Origin of the sequence: Limosilactobacillus reuteri subsp. reuteri (assembly GCF_000016825.1) — a bacterium.
Lineage (GTDB): Bacteria > Bacillota > Bacilli > Lactobacillales > Lactobacillaceae > Limosilactobacillus > Limosilactobacillus reuteri.
In genome coordinates this window covers 824,385-841,249 of record NC_009513.1, presented here as the reverse complement: position 1 = coordinate 841,249, position 16,865 = coordinate 824,385, and the positions used below count along the sequence as shown (strand labels likewise).

17 protein-coding genes and 1 riboswitch are annotated in these 16,865 nt (G+C 39.1%); all 17 genes read right to left on the bottom strand.

Annotated elements, in window-relative coordinates; translation table 11 throughout:
• Complete coding sequence (locus LREU_RS04105) at nt 1-1,212, bottom strand: CCA tRNA nucleotidyltransferase (protein WP_003668104.1); 1,212 nt, start codon at nt 1,210-1,212, stop codon at nt 1-3.
• Nucleotides 1,213-1,337: 125 nt separating this feature from the next.
• Nucleotides 1,338-2,603 (bottom strand): tetratricopeptide repeat protein, encoded by a 1,266-nt coding sequence (locus LREU_RS04100; protein ID WP_011953444.1) that lies wholly within the window; start codon nt 2,601-2,603, stop codon nt 1,338-1,340.
• Between the two features lie 135 nt (nt 2,604-2,738).
• Complete coding sequence (locus tag LREU_RS04095; protein ID WP_003666054.1) at nt 2,739-3,014, bottom strand: non-specific DNA-binding protein Hbs; 276 nt, start codon at nt 3,012-3,014, stop codon at nt 2,739-2,741.
• Between the two features lie 209 nt (nt 3,015-3,223).
• Nucleotides 3,224-4,537: a ribosome biogenesis GTPase Der gene (gene der, locus LREU_RS04090; RefSeq protein WP_003666051.1), complete on the bottom strand. Its 1,314-nt coding sequence runs from the start codon at nt 4,535-4,537 to the stop codon at nt 3,224-3,226.
• A 229-nt stretch (nt 4,538-4,766) separates the two neighbouring features.
• Complete coding sequence (gene rpsA / locus LREU_RS04085; RefSeq protein WP_003666049.1) at nt 4,767-6,017, bottom strand: 30S ribosomal protein S1; 1,251 nt, start codon at nt 6,015-6,017, stop codon at nt 4,767-4,769.
• A gap of 72 nt (nt 6,018-6,089) precedes the next feature.
• Nucleotides 6,090-6,776 (bottom strand): (d)CMP kinase, encoded by a 687-nt coding sequence (gene cmk / locus LREU_RS04080; RefSeq protein WP_003668107.1) that lies wholly within the window; start codon nt 6,774-6,776, stop codon nt 6,090-6,092.
• A 73-nt stretch (nt 6,777-6,849) separates the two neighbouring features.
• Nucleotides 6,850-7,422, bottom strand: coding sequence for a hypothetical protein (locus LREU_RS04075; RefSeq protein ID WP_003668108.1), 573 nt, complete (start codon nt 7,420-7,422; stop codon nt 6,850-6,852).
• 84 nt (nt 7,423-7,506) lie between these two features.
• Entirely contained in the window at nt 7,507-8,946 is a 1,440-nt protein-coding gene (locus tag LREU_RS04070; protein ID WP_003668109.1) for a RecQ family ATP-dependent DNA helicase, read from the bottom strand.
• On the bottom strand, nt 8,936-9,961 hold the full coding sequence (locus LREU_RS04065; protein WP_003673247.1) for a helix-turn-helix domain-containing protein: 1,026 nt from the start codon (nt 9,959-9,961) through the stop codon (nt 8,936-8,938). The genes LREU_RS04070 and LREU_RS04065 overlap by 11 nt, the downstream gene beginning before the upstream one ends.
• Nucleotides 9,962-10,061: 100 nt before the next feature.
• Complete coding sequence (locus LREU_RS04060; protein WP_011953443.1) at nt 10,062-10,640, bottom strand: ECF transporter S component; 579 nt, start codon at nt 10,638-10,640, stop codon at nt 10,062-10,064.
• 117 nt (nt 10,641-10,757) lie between these two features.
• Nucleotides 10,758-10,877, bottom strand: a riboswitch (FMN riboswitch).
• A 155-nt stretch (nt 10,878-11,032) separates the two neighbouring features.
• The gene (locus LREU_RS04055; RefSeq protein WP_003668112.1) at nt 11,033-11,749 is read right to left on the bottom strand and encodes a pseudouridine synthase; all 717 of its coding nucleotides are present in this window, start codon (nt 11,747-11,749) and stop codon (nt 11,033-11,035) included.
• Nucleotides 11,749-12,354, bottom strand: coding sequence for an SMC-Scp complex subunit ScpB (gene scpB / locus LREU_RS04050; protein ID WP_003668113.1), 606 nt, complete (start codon nt 12,352-12,354; stop codon nt 11,749-11,751). Before scpB ends, LREU_RS04055 begins: the two co-directional genes overlap by 1 nt.
• Nucleotides 12,317-13,108, bottom strand: coding sequence for a segregation and condensation protein A (locus LREU_RS04045; RefSeq protein ID WP_003668114.1), 792 nt, complete (start codon nt 13,106-13,108; stop codon nt 12,317-12,319). Before LREU_RS04045 ends, scpB begins: the two co-directional genes overlap by 38 nt.
• Nucleotides 13,101-13,457 carry a hypothetical protein gene (locus LREU_RS04040; RefSeq protein ID WP_003668115.1) on the bottom strand — a complete coding sequence of 119 codons (357 nt, stop codon included), beginning with the start codon at nt 13,455-13,457 and terminating at the stop codon, nt 13,101-13,103. The genes LREU_RS04045 and LREU_RS04040 overlap by 8 nt, the downstream gene beginning before the upstream one ends.
• 13 nt (nt 13,458-13,470) lie before the next feature.
• Nucleotides 13,471-14,364, bottom strand: a complete 894-nt coding sequence (locus LREU_RS04035) for a tyrosine-type recombinase/integrase (protein ID WP_003665877.1) — start codon at nt 14,362-14,364, stop codon at nt 13,471-13,473.
• Nucleotides 14,364-15,245, bottom strand: coding sequence for a CvfB family protein (locus LREU_RS04030; RefSeq protein WP_003668116.1), 882 nt, complete (start codon nt 15,243-15,245; stop codon nt 14,364-14,366). Before LREU_RS04030 ends, LREU_RS04035 begins: the two co-directional genes overlap by 1 nt.
• A gap of 141 nt (nt 15,246-15,386) precedes the next feature.
• Nucleotides 15,387-16,808, bottom strand: a complete 1,422-nt coding sequence (pyk, locus tag LREU_RS04025; RefSeq protein WP_003665875.1) for a pyruvate kinase — start codon at nt 16,806-16,808, stop codon at nt 15,387-15,389.
• Between the last annotated feature and the right edge of the window lie 57 nt (nt 16,809-16,865).

Below are 16,865 nucleotides of genomic sequence, written 5' to 3'. Positions count from 1 at the left end.
TTATCCCTCTTTCGTTATCTCTTCTACTTTTTCTAATAAGACTGTTGCATTGTTAGCTATCTCACCATTTACCACTGCCAGCGTTAATTGCTGAAGAATCTTCCCCATCAATGGTCCTGGTTTTACCCCCGCTTTGGTAATTAATACTCGACCATCAATTGCTAATTCTTTAGCGTTTTTAATTGGTAACTTTTGATAAGCTTTTTGCAATTCTTCATCATCAATTGCCCATCCATATAACTTAGCTACTTGGTTAGCATCATGGAGGGCTGTTTCACCGGTATTAAACATTAGTGTTGGTGTAAGCGCACGTTGACGAATTGCTTGGACTGCTGGAACTACTTTTTTGACCTGTGCAATTAAATCATTTGCTGTCTTCCACTTCTTTAAGAATTTACCAATTTCTTTTTGATCAAGCTGGAGTTGTAAGCCTAAAACTGACCATAATTGAGCCTCATTTTCCAAATGCCATTGGTTAAGGATTAATAAAGCCGATAAAGCAGCTTGAGCATTTTCCAACCCTGGACAATATTGATACAATCCAGTCGCAATAAAATCTTTTAAGCCCGCTACTGGATTTTGACCCAACAATAGTTTTTCTAACTCAACCCGGATTCGTTCAACTGCAATTTTTTCTAATAATGGTGCATTTTCTTTGATTCCTTTTAACGTTGCAGTATCAATGACAAAATCAAGCTTACTTGCAAAACGCACGGCCCGCATCATCCGTAAAGCATCTTCATGAAAACGTTCATTAGGGTTGCCAACCGCTTTAATAAGATGTTTTTGCAGGTCTTCTAGTCCGTCAAATAGATCAATAACTTCCCCATCTTCACGTAAGGCGAGGGCGTTGATTGTGAAGTCTCGACGCTGGAGATCTTCACTTAATGAACGAACAAAAGTTACTTTATCAGGACGGCGGTAGTCTTGGTAACCTGACTCGGTTCTAAAAGTAGTTGTTTCATATCCCGTTCCATGGTCGAGAATCATAACTGTACCATGTTCAATTCCGGTATCAACAGTATGGTTAAAAATCGCCTTTATTTCACTAGGGTAAGCACTCGTCGCTATATCTATATCATGAATCTCATCATGCAAGATAGTGTCACGGACACAACCGCCAACAAAATATGCTTCGTAGCCAGCCTCCTCTATTTTTTGTAAGACAGGTCGTGCTGGTTCAAATATAGCTGGTAATTGTTTTATTTTCATTTAATCATGTCCTCATTTTGATAATCAAAGTTGATTATAACAAATTAAGTTACTACTAAAAAGAGACAGGAAGCGTAAAGAACGGTTAAAATCGTTAACGTTTCCTGTCTCATTTAAATTAAAAATTATTTGTAATCTTCATATTGGTCATAAAGATCTTGCATTTCAGTGTCTGTTGGGACTAACCGAAGATAGTGTTCCAATTCATCCATTAACTTATCAGTTTCACCAGTTTCGCGGTAGTAATTAATTAATTCTTTTAAGAATGTTGGATTTTCACTGTATGCCGGCAAAGCAGCTTCATAATATTTTCCGGCTAATTCAAGCTGATCAGTTCGTTGATATGACCGCGTTAGATTCCAATATAATTGTGGATCTGTTTCATCTTCTTTTACCAATGGACTCAGGAGTTTAATATTTGCCTCATCATCGTGTTGGTGAAGCAAGAAATTACTATATTGCAAAGTAATCGTCATATTCTCTGGAGCAAGTTCATGCGCCTTTACCAAGTATTTCTTCATTAACTTTTGATCGCCAAGGTGGCTGGTAATTTCAGCTGCTAATGAATAAAGGTATTCATTGTATTGATCAACACTGAGCCCTTCTTGGACAACCCGTAATGCTTGCTGATACTTATTTTCCTTTTCATACGCCTTTGCTAGTTCAGGATAAGCGGATGCATATTGGTTATCATCGTTGATAAGATCCTCTAAAGTCTTTATTGCCTTTTCAGTATCTCCTAATTGAAGTTGGGTCAATCCCTTTTGGAAACGAATATCACTAGTCTGGTATTCCGGTTTAACCTGATTGAAGTACCCTAAAGCCTTCTTAAACTGACCGCTCTGAGCGTAACAAATCCCTAGACGTCCCGCAATATCAACTTTCGCAAAGTCAGTATATCCATTTTTAATTAGTTGAAAGTAATATTGGATTGCTTCAGAATATTGGCCAACCATAAAGTAAAATTCACCGAGCGCAAATTCAACAGCTGGTTCATCGGGAGCCAAGGCGTAAGCTTCTTTTAACTTTTCCTCCGTCACTTCAAATTCTTCTTCAGTCTGATATAAATCCGCAGCAACCAGTAATGATTGAACATAAGCTGGCGAGTCTGGTTTAATCTGGGCTAAGTATGATAAAGCTTCGTCATTATGTCCTTCATCAATTGCAATCGTCGCTAAATTAGTCTTTAATTCGTCTTCATCTGGATAACGATCTAATAATTTTAAGTAAATCGTTCGTGCCTGTTGAAGAAAGCCTAATGCATATAATTCTTCTGCAAGGCTAAATAACATATCATCATCATCATTAATTAGTGCGAGTTTAAATGAGTTTTGGGCTTCTTTTAACTTTCCTGCTTCTAATTGATCAAGCATTTGTTCTGAGTAGGTCATATTATGCCCTCCTTTTACTATCACTTTTAAATATATCACAATCGATGATTTTAAGCATTGAACAAGTCTTTAAAAAGAAAAAAGACTGGGAAGGATAAATTCTTTCCTAGTCTCTTTTTAACATTTAACTGTTAATTACTTAACAGCGTCCTTTAAAGCTTTACCAGGCTTGAATGCTGGTACCTTGCTTGCAGGAATGTTGATTTCTTCTCCAGTTTGTGGGTTGCGGCCCTTACGTGCAGCACGTTGACGTACTTCGAAGTTACCGAAGCCGATCAATTGAACCTTTTCACCCTTAGCTAAAGATGCTTGAATTGAACTGAAAACAGCATCTACAGCTGCAGTAGCATCCTTCTTGGTTAAGCCAGTTGCAGTAGCAACATTGCTTACTAATTCTGCTTTGTTTGCCATGTTGTTTCACCTCCCACAAATAACGAGAGTGTTAAACTCACGTCTGTGAATGTTAATTTTGAGTGGTCCAAAATTAACGAAATAACTACGAGAAGTTCGTATCATTTCATTGTTAAGATTAGCATAGTGAAAGCCTGCTGACAAGCGGTTTTCTCAACTTCTAGCCGCATTTTTAATGTTTTTTCATTTTACAATGAATTCTTTAACTTTTACTGCCGTTGACGCTTGATTAAATGGATCGGTGTACCAGAAAAGTCAAAGGCCTTCCGAATTTGATTTTCCAAATAACGCTCATAGGAGAAGTGCATTAACTCTGGATCATTAACAAAGATAACAAATGTTGGTGGTTCGGTTGCAACCTGTGTCCCATAGTATACTCGCAAACGCCGACCATTTTGTGTTGGAGTCGGATTGGCAGCAATTGCATCCATCAAAACATCATTTAAGACTGCCGATTGGATCCGTTGACGGTGGTGTTGATATACTTCTTCGATTAATCCCGGTAATTGATTTAACCGTTGCTTTGTCTTCGCCGAAACGAAAATAATTGGTGCATAACTAAGGTACTGGAATTCTTGTCGAATCAAATTAGTGAAGTCTGTCATCGTTCGGTGATCTTTTTCTTTTAATGTATCCCACTTATTAACGACGATAATAACCCCACACCCTGCTTCGTGGGCATATCCAGCAATATGCTTATCTAATTCGCGAATACCTTCTTCTGCATTTAGGACAACAAGTACAACATCACTATCATCAATTGCCCGCATGGAACGCATTAATGAATAACGCTCAGTGTTCTCATAAATTTTTCCTTTTTTGCGGATTCCAGCAGTATCAACCATTGTAAATTTTTGTCCATCTGCTGTTTCAAATTGAGTATTAATGGCATCACGGGTAGTTCCAGCAACGTTAGATACAATTACCCGGTTCTCACCTAAAATTGCGTTAACTAGTGATGATTTTCCGACATTAGGACGACCGATAAAGCTAAAGTGGATGGAGTCGTCTTCATCATTAGCGGCGTTATCAGGAAACTCTTTAATAACAGCATCCAAAAGGTCACCCATTCCAATGCCATGAACACTTGAAACAGCATATGGCTCCCCTAAACCAAGGGAATAATAATCATAAATATCGCTACGGCGTTCTGGATTATCGACTTTATTAACAGCTAAGACCACTGGTTTATTGGAGCGATATAAAATTCGTGCTACTTGCTCATCAGCATCAGTTACACCGTTTTCTACATCAGCAACGAAGATTATTACATCTGCTTCATCAATAGCAATTTCTGCTTGTTGACGAATCTGTGTCAATAATGGTTGATCTGATATTTCAATCCCACCAGTATCAATCATGCTAAAATGTTTTCCTAACCATTCAGCATGAGCATAAATACGGTCTCGAGTAACTCCAGGAGTATCTTCAACAATTGAAATCCGTTCTCCTGCAATACGATTGAATAATGTTGATTTTCCAACGTTTGGACGACCAACAACTGCTACGATTGGATTTGCCAATCTTTCCACCTTCTTTCATTTTATTTTAAATGATTAAAGAGGGAGTGGGAAAGAAGTCGCTTGCGACTTCGTCTTCCCACCCCCGCGAGGATGGCTAGGCGTTCCGGACGTTGATTTATCAACGTTCGGAATCCAGCCAGCTACCGCGCTACTGTATAAATACCTTTAAAAAAGTAAAGAGACTGAGTTAATTCCCAGCCTCCCCTTAAAAGATAATTAATTTAAGAAACTAGTTCCGTAGGTCCTTAAGCTTGTCACCAATTAAGTCACCCATTGAGAAGCCACTTTCTTCTTCTGGAGCGTTATTCATGAAGCTCCGGTTGTTATTGTTACGACGTGAACGACGACGACCACGGTAGTTTTCACCGTTGTTATTGTTGTTTTCGTCTTCCTTTGGACGTTCTTCAAGAGCCTTCATTGATAAGCCAAGACGTTGGTGTTCAGGATCAACATTGATTACCTTAACTTGTACTTCTTGGCCTGGCTTAAGAACATCTGCAGGTGTAGCAATGTGCTTGTGTGAGATTTGTGAAATGTGAACTAAACCTTCAACACCAGGGAATACTTCAACGAAAGCACCAAAGCTAGTCAAACGCTTAACAGTACCAGTTAATACGCTGTCAACTGGAGCCTTTTCTTCAATATCATCCCATGGTCCTGGTAAAGTTTGCTTAATGGATAATGAAATCCGTTCCCGTTCAGGGTCAACGCTTAATACCTTAACCTTAACATCTTGACCAGCAGTCAATACATCAGAAGGCTTGTCAACGTGATCGTATGAAATTTCAGAAACGTGAACTAATCCATCAACGCCGCCAAGGTCAATAAATGCACCGAAGTTAGTCATCCGTGCAACTTTACCTTCAACAACATCACCTGGTTGTAATTCAGCAAATACCTTTTCAGCAGCCTTTTCGTGTTGAGCTTGAATAATTTCCTTGTGTGAAAGAATCAAACGGTTTTCGCTTGGTTCGATTTCAACAATCTTAAATTCAAGTTCTTGACCCTTAAATTGATTAAGGTCTTCAACATAGTGATCAGTAATCATTGAAGCAGGGACGAAGCCACGAACTCCAGCATCAACGACTAATCCACCCTTAACAGCTTGAGTGACTTTGGCGGTAATGTGTTCACCTTCATCAAATTTCTTTTGAATGTCATCCCATACCTTACGGGCTTCAAGACGACGGTGAGAAAGAAGGTAGCTACCATTTTCCTTATCGTTACCGATCTTAGAAATGACAACTAAATCTAATTCGTCACCTACTTTTACAGCATCATTGATGTCTTCAACTGGCTTGGTTGATAATTCCTTAGCAGGGACGACACCTTCAACCCCTGCATCTTTAATACCAACGATAGCTTGACGATCGTCATCGATTGCCAAAACTTCACCCTTGACAACATCGCCCACCTTAACTTGTTCAATGCTATCAAGCGCTTCTAACATATCGTTTTTATTTTCGTTGTTTTCAGCCATTAAAAAAAATCCTCCTTGCAACAATCAACTCTAAAAGATATTTTACTAAAATTTGTTTCACATTTCCAGTATTTAGGCTAATTCATCTTGTGTTTTTTTAATTATTTTACTGATTTCACTCACAACTTCATCAATTGTCATATTTGTTGTATCCAATTTGATTGCATCGGGTGCTTGTGTAAGAGGTGAAACTTTTCGCGTTGAGTCTTTTTTATCTCTTAATTCAATTGCTTTTTGTAATTCTTCAAGCGACGTTGTATTAATCCCTTTTGCCTGGTTTTCAGCATATCGCCGTCGTGCCCGTTCATAGGCACTCGCTACCATGAATATCTTTACAGGTGCTTGTGGTAAAACAGTTGTACCAATATCCCGTCCATCCATCACAATTCCACCATTTTCAGCAATTTGCCGCTGTTGCTTAGTCATCTCTTCACGAACAGCTGGAACTGCCGCTACAGCAGATACATTTGCCGCTACTTTCGGCAACCGGATATCATGAGTCACCTCTTTGCCATCCAAGAAAACTCTTTGTTCAATTTCACCAGGTTCAAAGTCAATTTTTATTTGCCGAGCAATTTCAGCAACCTTTTTATCATCTTTTGGATCAATGCCCTGATTTAATACTGCTAATGTAACAGCTCGATACATTGCGCCAGTATCACAATAGACATAATTAAACTTTTTTGCTACTAATTTAGCGACCGTACTCTTTCCTGCTGAGGCCGGACCATCAATTGCTACTTGCAATCCTTTACACATTATTAGTTATTCACTCCTCTATTTTCAATCCAATACACTACTTTATCAGAAAATTGCTGCTAATACTCTATTTTTAACGATAACGGTTTGTATTTTCTGCATTATTATTGTAGCGATTATAGGTTTGGTTATTGTTATAACGCTGCTGATAACTACTGTAGCGATTAGGAGTAGTCCGGTTTTGATACCCATTACCGTAACGATAACTACTACTATATCGATAATAGCTACTACTGCTTTGCGGAGCACTGTAACTTTGGCTGGTTTGCGTCGAACTTGATTCTTCAATACTTGAAGAAGAGGATTCGCTACTGCTTACACTAGATTCTTTCTTTGAATGCTCACTAGAGGTACTCGAACTGTGAGATTCTTTTTTTTTACTATTTTCAGAACTAGCGGCTACTTGTTCTGTTCTCACCGGATGATTAAAGGACTGTTTATTATTAATCCAATAAATAAGTGGTGTAGCGGCGAGAACGATAATTAACACGATTAAGATCGTAGTAATCATTGAATTATGCGATCGTTGCTTACGGTGTTCTGTTCGTGATAAATGGCCATCACTATCAAGGTCTTCGTTATCTGTAAACTTTTTATCCCATAATTCATCATTAGCTCGTCGGCTCTCTTTCCGTTCCTCACTCAAAGTAATCATGCCTCCTTATTTTGAGAATTAACATTCTGATTGTATCGCAAACTTTTGATGATTGTCTAGCAACAACATGAAACTTTAACTTTCGGTAATATTTAATAAGGCTTTTAAGCGGTCTTCCCATCCTACTTTATTATTTTCAGAAAGCGGCTGACTTACCGGCAAAATCAGTTTAGTTGCCCAATCTGAAAGCTCATAATCACAACAAAATTCATTTGAACCATCAAATTGCTCACCAAAGTATGTTAAAAGATATTCTCGTTTACAACCATTCTCTTTGATATAAGCAACCATTTCTTGCAATTCTTTTTCTGTTTGAATTTTACGTCGTTCGAACATCGTAATTATTTGCTGCGGTGTAAAAGAATGTTCAAGATAAAACTCAAATAAAGATGCTTGCTCCCCCAAAACACTTGCTGATAACTCACCATTCTTAATCTGCTCTAGGACTGTAACTGGTGGGACATCCACGCTTGTTAATTGCCGTTGAATCATTTCATCCCCATTTGCATATAGAAGAACTGCCAAACTCTGCTTACCATCACGACCAGCCCGACCGATTTCCTGTAAATAATTCTCTAAATTACTTGGCAAATGATAATGAATAACGTAACGAATATCATTTTTATCAATTCCCATCCCAAAGGCACTCGTTGCACATATCACCTGTAATTCATTATTCATAAATTGATTTTGAATTCGAAATCGTTCAATTGGAGCAACGCCAGCATGATAAGCTGCCACATTTAAATCAGTTTGGTTTTCAAGCCATTCTGCCATCTGAGAAGCCAGCTTGCGACTTGCGAAGTAAATAATCCCGGGACCAGTGAATTTTTGAACTAGTTTCAGAAGTTCACCATCCTTTTCCTTTTGAGTAGCGATGGACTTAACAGCTAAAAAAATGTTAGGACGGTCAACAGATTTAATTACCTGATAAGCAGTCGCCATCCCCATTTTTTTCAAAATATCCTGTCGAATACGAGGGGTAGCAGTTGCCGTCAACAGCAATGTTGTCGGCGATCCTAATTGCTGCCGAACTTCCTTTAGCAATAAATATTCAGGACGAAAATCAGGACCCCACTGTGAGATACAATGGGCCTCATCAATAACCATTAACGCAATCTTATTTTTCTTAAGTGCAGTTAAAACTTGCTGGTTATCAAGCATTTCTGGAGAAGTAAATATAAATTTAAATGATTTCAAATTGCGGAGAACACTTGCTCGCTCTTTTCCGACAAGCTGGCCGCTTAACATAATGACTCGTTTTTCTCCCTGCCGATGAAGACGGTCAACTTGATCCTGCATTAGTGAAATTAACGGTGAAACAATGAGGATCGTTCCTGACAATAAATAAGCTGGCAATTGATATAAAAGGGATTTCCCGGCACCAGTGGGAAGAATCGATAAAGTGTCTTTTCCTTCCAGTAAGGCGTTAATTGTCTCTTCTTGGCCTGGACGAAAATCATCAAAGCCAAAATAATTTTGTAAAACATCTAGAATTTCTTGCTTATTTTTCATTTGTTATTCCTTGAAATATTTGATATAGGCGGTATTCATAAAAACTGGCAATTTGCTCGTCAAATTTCCATGCGGTCGGTTCGCCCTTATAGAATCGACTAAGTTCGTCACGCTTACTTTCTGGCAAAAGGATATCCCAATCTAGCTTGTCAGGAATAAGGATTGCCGCTTCCAAGAGATGCTCCCTAATTGTATTTTCTTTCAACCGTCGCTCTTGAGCAATCAGTTCAATTGGCTCTCCCTGGGTATATAAGTCAAACGTTACTTGGGCACTCCGGTTTAGTGGACTCTCATTGATCAGCGGAAGGAGCAATTGTTGCAGTGGACCAGGAAAATTACGAGCATAAGCGCTAACCGCTAACATCTCGTCATGACGTAAGTACTGGATATCGTCGATTTTTATTTTCAATTCTTGAGCTGCTTGATTAATTGTCCATCCTGATCGCTGATAACCAATCATGACATTAAAAAGGTCTGTTGTCATTCGTGGATCTTCACTTTCCAACGCGCTGCCAAACCGATGGAGATCAGTATAGAGAGTCTTAACCAGATCGTGATGATAATTTTGTCGAAACCACTGCTTCACCGCAACCATTTCACCATATGAAATCGCCAATGGAACATACTTTCTTTGATGATAAGAGAATTCTGATACAACTTGAATAGCTAAAAAAAGTCGTTGGATTATTCGTTGCGTATTGGTTAACCAGTACCAGTCGTAAAACGATGGGATGTAGAAACTCTCTTCTTCGTTTTTTAAAACTTTCGCGCCCTCTTCTGTAAGAATTGCTTGGGATTGATCATCAATCGCTAATAGTTTATCAGCAACAAGTTGATTAATAAGCTGATCATATTCTTGCCGATTCAGTGTTCGATCTGCCCCTAACCATTCTAAGATTCCATATTGTCGCGCCCAAAAGAGGGTTGCGACTGTTCGCCGGCTTCGCAGAGTGTTTTCAATTACACGAATTCGCCGTGGCTGATGATAGCTAAAAAAGCGCAATAATTTATTCACGGATTTCACCCCCTATATATTTATATACGTAATTTATTTAAAAATTCTACCATAAAAAATAAAAGGCCAAGAAAAATCTCAACCCTCTTAATTTATCTTTTTAGATCATTCTATGCTGATCTAGCCATGAACGTAACCGACCCGCAATAATTGTATATACAATTGTAACAACCAAACCCTTAATAATGTTAAAAGGCAACACACCAATCGCCACTAACTGGGATACTGGTAATGTCGACTTCCAGTTCCAAACCGCCATATATAAAGGCGTAAGGATCCACAAGTTCAACAGGGACATTAAGACAGTCAATATTACTGTTCCCAAAACAATTCCAGTAATCGCTTGTCTTTTCTTACTCCAGTTATGATGACGCCATACCCAGCAGAACGGAAGCAGAAGAGCGAGGGATGAAATGAAGTCGCTGGTAACTCCAATTAATTCAGCTGGAGAAAAGCCGTGAATCCTTCCATGAATTAAACATTTAATTGCAGCAATAATAATTCCACCAACTGGCCCATAGATATATCCCCCTAGCAAAACAGGGACATCAGAAAAGTCCAGTTTAAGGTAGGGCGCCATCGGCAAAACTGGAAACTCAAAAAACATTAAAATAAATGCTAAGGCACCCAAACATGCTATACCTACCAATCGTTGAATACGTTGATGCGTTACTGTCATTAATAACAACCTCCATTTGAGATTGTCTCCATTTGGCATCCTGTATTAAAAAAGCGTTGCTGACTTAACATTTGTTTGTCAGCAACGCAAATAAACCATTTAAAGATTATTTAATACAGAAATCTTCTTTATACCAGACTGTACTGTCGGCTCTGGAATTACACCAGATCAACCATTAACAATGGGTTGCGGGCTGTCACCGCCGGTCGGGAATTTCACCACGCCTTGAAGACAAACGTTTTATATTTTTACAAGTCCTATTCTAATAGGCTTTTACTGTCATGTCAACGTTTATAACTTGGCTCAATTTCCGTACTATTCCGTAGTTTCCCGTAAAACCAGGTATCTTCTGCCCCCTCAATGCGCCTTCGGATTATTTCACAAATTCAATTTTACTTTTTCTTTAATAACTGCACTTCTTCAGGCTTTAATGCACGGAATTCACCCGGCTGAAGACCATACAAATTTAATGGTCCATATGTTTCACGATGAAGTTTAGTCACCGGATGTCCTACTGCCTTAAACATATTCTTAACTTGGTGGTTTCGTCCTTCATGGATTGTTAATTGAACAAGACTTGTCTTCTTGGCACGGTCAACATTCAGGAGCTTCGATTTAGCCGGTTTTGTCTTTCGGCCATCGATGATCACCCCTAAACGTAATTGTTTTAACTCATCATTTTTGACGATTCCTTCAACCTTAGCAACATAAGTTTTTTCAACTTCATATTTAGGATGCATCAGTTTATTTGCCAAAGTACCATCATTTGTTAGGAGAAGAATCCCGGTTGTGTCATAGTCTAATCGACCAACTGGATAAATGCGTTCATCAATATCAGCATCATGAATAATGTCAACGACTGTTCGCCGCCCCTTATCATCATGAGCACTTGAGATAACACCCCGCGGTTTATTTAGCAAGTAGTAAACGTGTTGTTCATGATGGATTGGAACCCCATTTACTACAATCTCATCATGAACACCAACTTTAGTCCCAAGTTCAGTCACAATCTTGCCATTAACTGCAACTTTCCCTTGAAGGATAAGTTTTTCTGATGCCCGACGAGAAGCTACTCCTGCTTCCGCCATTGCCTTTTGTAATCGTTCCATTAATTATCGTCCTTTCGTTCTTCTCGCGCTTGTAACGCTTCGAGGAAAATATCACCATTAAAATTACTCATTTCTAATTCATCTTGATCAGGTAGCGGTGGAAGTTCATCCAAATCGCTTAACCCGAAATAGTTTAAGAAAGCCGGAGTTGTTGAATATAAAAATGGCCGGCCAGGTGCATCCAAGCGTTCATGGGTGTCAACTAATCCACGAACCATTAATTTTTGTAATGATCCTGAACTTTGCACTCCCCGAATATCATCAATTTCTAGCCGCGTAATTGGTTGCCGATAAGCAACAATGGCCAATACTTCTAGTAATGCTTTAGTTAATGGCACCGTTAATGGAACTTCAAAGTAATGTTTAATGACCTCTGCTAACTGGGGCTTGGTTGCTAAACGATAGGTCTGATCACTTTCAAGTAAGATAAAAGCAGACGTGGGATCATCTTCATACTTCTTTTTTAGCTCTTGTAATATTGCTAGAACAGCCGGTTTCATAAAACCAGAAATTTTTGCTAAATCGCCTAGGGTAATTCCTTCATCCCCACTAATAAAAAGTAACCCTTCAATCTGCGCTTGGTTGGTTAGTTTCGTATTCGTCACTCTTAGGTCCCTCCACTAAAATTATTGGTTCAAACAAGCCACCTTGGTTAATAGTAATTGCTTGATGTTTTGCTAGTTCAAGAATTGCTAAAAAAGTTGTAACTAAGCCATCACGAGTATGTAAATCTTTAAACAAGTCTTCAAATCTAACCGGACCATCATGAACAATTTCAATCACGTGGTTCATTTGTTGCCCAATGCTTACTTTTTCAGCTGCAACAGTTTCAACTAATGGAGTAGCTAATTGTTGGCGGCGGAGAACTGCTGCAAAAGCTTGTTGCAAATCCGTTAATTTGATGCCCGGCTCCACATGAGATTTTACCATTTCACGAGGAACCTGCATTGCTGGCCGAGTATACTCCTGTTGACGCAGATTTTCTTTATCTTTTAATCGATCTGCCGCTTTTTTATAACGCTGATATTCCAAAAGCTGTTCCACTAATTCTTGCCGGGGATCAATCTCCTCTACTTCTGGCTCATCATCCAATACTGGCGGCGAAGGTAACAGCATCTGACTTTTAATGTCCATCAGAGTCGCAGCCATTACAAAATATTCACCCGCGACTTCTAATTGGTGGCTTTGCATTTGGTGAAGGTAATCAAGGTATTGGCTTGTAATTTGCGAAATCTGAATATCATAAATATCCATTTCAGATTGCTTTATTAAATGAAGTAATAAATCTAGTGACCCTTCAAAGTCATGAACTTTTATGACTGGTTGAAATAGATTTTGTGGTTGCACTTGCTTATTCATTATTTCTCTCCCACATGCTAATTATTGGTTGGGTTGCTAAGGTTCCCATGAGGCGTTTATGAGGATACTGATCGTGAACGCCATCTAATAAGGAAAAAATATTATGCCCCGTTCGTTCGCTTGGCGTAAATGATAAGCGGCGAATCAGTACGTAACAATCTCCTATTTCTAAAATCACAATTCCAATAAAGTGGCTATCATCCATGTCTTTCCACAAAAAGATTGGCCAATCATTAGCAAGTGCCCAGTCCATCTCCTCCATAAAGCGATTATCTTTTCGAAGGTCTTTTACTAAGGACAATAAACCTAGGGCGATTTTTTGGTAATCTTTTCGATAACGAACTAACATCGTATTTTCCTTTCTATGCACGCGGATGATATTTCATATAGTTAGCAGATAACTGTTGCGGCGAAACCTGTAAATATGGTTGGAGAGCCTTCATCGCGTTATAACCAAGGATTTCTTGGATTAATTGGACGTCGGCGCCATTTTCTATTAAATGAACAGCAAAAGAATAGCGCATGGTTTGAGGAGTAACTTCTTTTTTAATTTTAGCCTCACTAACCCATTCCTTCATTTTTTTCCAAATTCCTTGCCGCGTCAAAGGATAACCATGAGCATTTAAGAACACCCGCGTTTCGTGCTCATCTCTGAGTAAACGTGGTCGACCGCGGTCTAGGTAGTCGGTAAGCCACTTAACTGCTGGTTGACTTAAGGGAATCATTCGTTCACGTTCATTCTTTCCCGTTAGTTGTAGAAGCTTAACGTCGAGATGAAGTGCTGTCAGATCCAAAGCAATTACTTCACTAACCCTCATTCCCGTTGCATCCATAATCTCTAACAACGCTCGATCACGAAGGCCAATTGGGGTTGAAACATCCGGGACTGCCAGCAGTTGTTCAATTTCTTTTTCAGTTAAAATTACCGGTGCAGGTGGTTGGTTAAAGGTATACTGGTGATCAATCATTTCCATTGGATTAATGGTTAGGTTATGGTGACGGATCATGTATTTATAAAATTGCCGTAAACTTGAAATCACACGGTTAATTGTTGAATTAGCTTTCCCCTGCTGACGAAGACTATTAAGAAGGTCAATTAGTAAATAGTGGTCCACCTGTTGCCAATCGACAATCCCTCGATCTTCTAAATAAGTCACAGTTTGTTCTAAGTCACGTTGATAACTCATCAAGGTATTATCGCTTAATTGTCGTTCATCTTTTAAAAAAGCTAAAAACGCAGCCACTTCGTTATTCATTAATCTTGATTCTCTTTTACTAGGATTAATTGGCCATTTTCTTGTTTTACTAATTTTTCTTTAAGTAAATGTCCAATAGCACGTTTAAACTGCCCCTTGCTTATGCCAAAGACATCGCGAATAATCGATGGGTCCGTCTTATCAGTGTATGGCAAGCGGTGATTTATATCATGTTCTAACATTGTCAAAATCATTTGTGCATCTTCACCAATAGCTTGGTAGGCACGAGGCTTAAGGGAGAGATTGAGACTACCATGTGACGAAATTCCAATAACCCGCGCTTTAACCCGTTGACCTAATCGTGGTTCTTGGTCTCGTTCACTGGGATGGATGAATCCTAAACGATAATCATCAGTAATAACAAAGGTTCCACTCATCTTAAGGCGGTAAACTGTGGCATAAGTATCATGGTTGAGCAGGCGTTTATCTGGAGCTGCTGAAATAGTTTGATAGATTTGGTCATCTGCTAATTTACCCCATAGACGGTCCTTATCATCAACTTGAAGGGACATTAATAAACGGTCACCTGGTTGTGGCCATAAGTGTTTCAAGCTTGGTAAATCATCTAAAGAGACGACAATATCCTTATTGGGAAGACCGATATCAACAAAAACCCCTAAATCACGACGAACATTAACTACTGTACCATAATCGTAATGGTCAACCTGGATCGTTGGAATGTGCTTACAGGTCATCTGTAGTTGGTGGTCCTCATTTTCATAAACAAAACCGCGTACCTGTCCACCAATATGTAATTCTTGAGAACTTTCGCTTTTCGGTAATCGATACGTTTGCCCATTACGATCTGGTTGAACAAAATAATCGGTATCATTTTCATCAATCATTACCGCTGTAACAACTTTTCCTAATGCTGAATTCATTTTTATCACTTATCCTTTTTTATTCTATATCGATTTTACACGGTAAAGGCTTATTTTGCTAGTAAGATCAATGATTATCATTGGTATAAAAAAAGACCGGTTACCAATGACCGATCTTTTTGCAGACAATATTATAAAATATTAGTCGATAGTCTTAACACGCATCATGTTAGTTGCACCTGGTACACCCAAAGGAACACCAGCAACGATGATGATCTTGTCGCCCTTCTTAGCAAAGCCAAGTTCAACAGCCTTCTTAGCAGCTAAGTCGAACATTGTATCAGTGTTCTTCATTTCATCAACAACGTATGGTTGAACACCCCAGTTGATCATAAGTCCACGTTCTACACGTTCGTTTGGAGTTAATGCAACGATATCAGCATTAGGACGGTACTTAGAAATCATCTTAGCAGTGTAGCCTGAAGCAGTGTAAGCAACAATTGTGTGAATGTCTAAGTCTTTAGCTGCGTTAGCAACAGCAGAACCGATAGTTTCAGTTACGTCAGACTTGTCCCAATCGAACTTTTCAGTACCGAATTCCCAAAGGTGGTTTTCAGCCTTGATGTCAATGTCGTTCATCATTGCAACAGATTCAACTGGGTAGTCACCGTTAGCACTTTCACCAGAAAGCATAGTAGCATCAGTACCGTCAAATACGGCGTTAGCAACGTCTGATACTTCGGCACGGGTTGGACGTGGGTTTTCTTGCATTGAGTCAAGCATTTGGGTAGCAGTAATAACTGGCTTACCTAATTCGTTACAACGCTTGATCATGTGCTTTTGAACAATTGGCACATTTTGGGCAGGAATTTCAACACCCATGTCACCACGAGGTACCATTAAACCGTCAGAAACAGCAATGATTTCTTCAAAGTTGTCGATACCTTCTTGAGATTCAATCTTAGGGAAAATTTGAACATCTTCCATGTTCTTTTCCTTAAGTAATTCGCGAATGTCAAGAACATCTTGAGCCTTACGAACGAAAGATGCAGCAATGTAGTTGATCTTGTTTTCCAAACCAAACCGAATATCGCTACTGTCCTTTTCAGTAATACCTGGTAAGTTGATTGATACACCAGGGGCGTTAACACCCTTCCGAGAACCAAGAACACCATGGTTTAAGACGTGACATACAAGTTCCTTGTTTGCATCGTCTTTTTCATCAATAACCATGTCAATTAAACCATCATCAAAAAGAACATGGCCACCAACATGAGTATCATCGTATAAGCCTGGGTAGGTAACAGCAATCTTGTCATGAGTACCTTCAATTGAAGGATCCATTGAAATGCGAACCTTGTCGCCAATTTCAAAGTTGATCTTACCTTCTTTTTGAACAGTAGTCCGAATTTCGGCACCCTTAGTATCAAGCATAAGACCAACGTGCTTGCCAGTAATTTCTTCAGCCTTGTGTACGTTTTCGATCCGACCCAAGTGTTCTGGGTGGTCACCGTGTGAGAAGTTGAAACGGAAAATGTTAGCTCCCGCATTGATCAACTTAACGATCGTATCAACATCAGTACTTGCAGGACCAAGTGTACTTACAATCTTGGTTTTCTTCATAAATGAATCTCTCCTTTTGCATCTATAGCATCAATCACAATCTGTAATTGTATGCCT

Coding starts and splice junctions, on each gene's coding strand:
- LREU_RS04070 (WP_003668109.1), bottom strand. CDS start 8,946: ATGAAAAATAAGCAAGAAATTCTAGATGTTTTACAAAATTATTTTGGC.
- rpsA (WP_003666049.1), bottom strand. CDS start 6,017: ATGGCTGAAAACAACGAAAATAAAAACGATATGTTAGAAGCGCTTGAT.
- pyk (WP_003665875.1), bottom strand. CDS start 16,808: ATGAAGAAAACCAAGATTGTAAGTACACTTGGTCCTGCAAGTACTGAT.
- LREU_RS04060 (WP_011953443.1), bottom strand. CDS start 10,640: ATGACAGTAACGCATCAACGTATTCAACGATTGGTAGGTATAGCATGT.
- LREU_RS04045 (WP_003668114.1), bottom strand. CDS start 13,108: ATGAATAAGCAAGTGCAACCACAAAATCTATTTCAACCAGTCATAAAA.
- LREU_RS04100 (WP_011953444.1), bottom strand. CDS start 2,603: ATGACCTACTCAGAACAAATGCTTGATCAATTAGAAGCAGGAAAGTTA.
- LREU_RS04105 (WP_003668104.1), bottom strand. CDS start 1,212: ATGAAAATAAAACAATTACCAGCTATATTTGAACCAGCACGACCTGTC.
- LREU_RS04030 (WP_003668116.1), bottom strand. CDS start 15,245: ATGAATTCAGCATTAGGAAAAGTTGTTACAGCGGTAATGATTGATGAA.
- LREU_RS04055 (WP_003668112.1), bottom strand. CDS start 11,749: ATGGAACGATTACAAAAGGCAATGGCGGAAGCAGGAGTAGCTTCTCGT.
- LREU_RS04095 (WP_003666054.1), bottom strand. CDS start 3,014: ATGGCAAACAAAGCAGAATTAGTAAGCAATGTTGCTACTGCAACTGGC.
- LREU_RS04040 (WP_003668115.1), bottom strand. CDS start 13,457: ATGTTAGTTCGTTATCGAAAAGATTACCAAAAAATCGCCCTAGGTTTA.
- cmk (WP_003668107.1), bottom strand. CDS start 6,776: ATGTGTAAAGGATTGCAAGTAGCAATTGATGGTCCGGCCTCAGCAGGA.
- LREU_RS04035 (WP_003665877.1), bottom strand. CDS start 14,364: ATGAATAACGAAGTGGCTGCGTTTTTAGCTTTTTTAAAAGATGAACGA.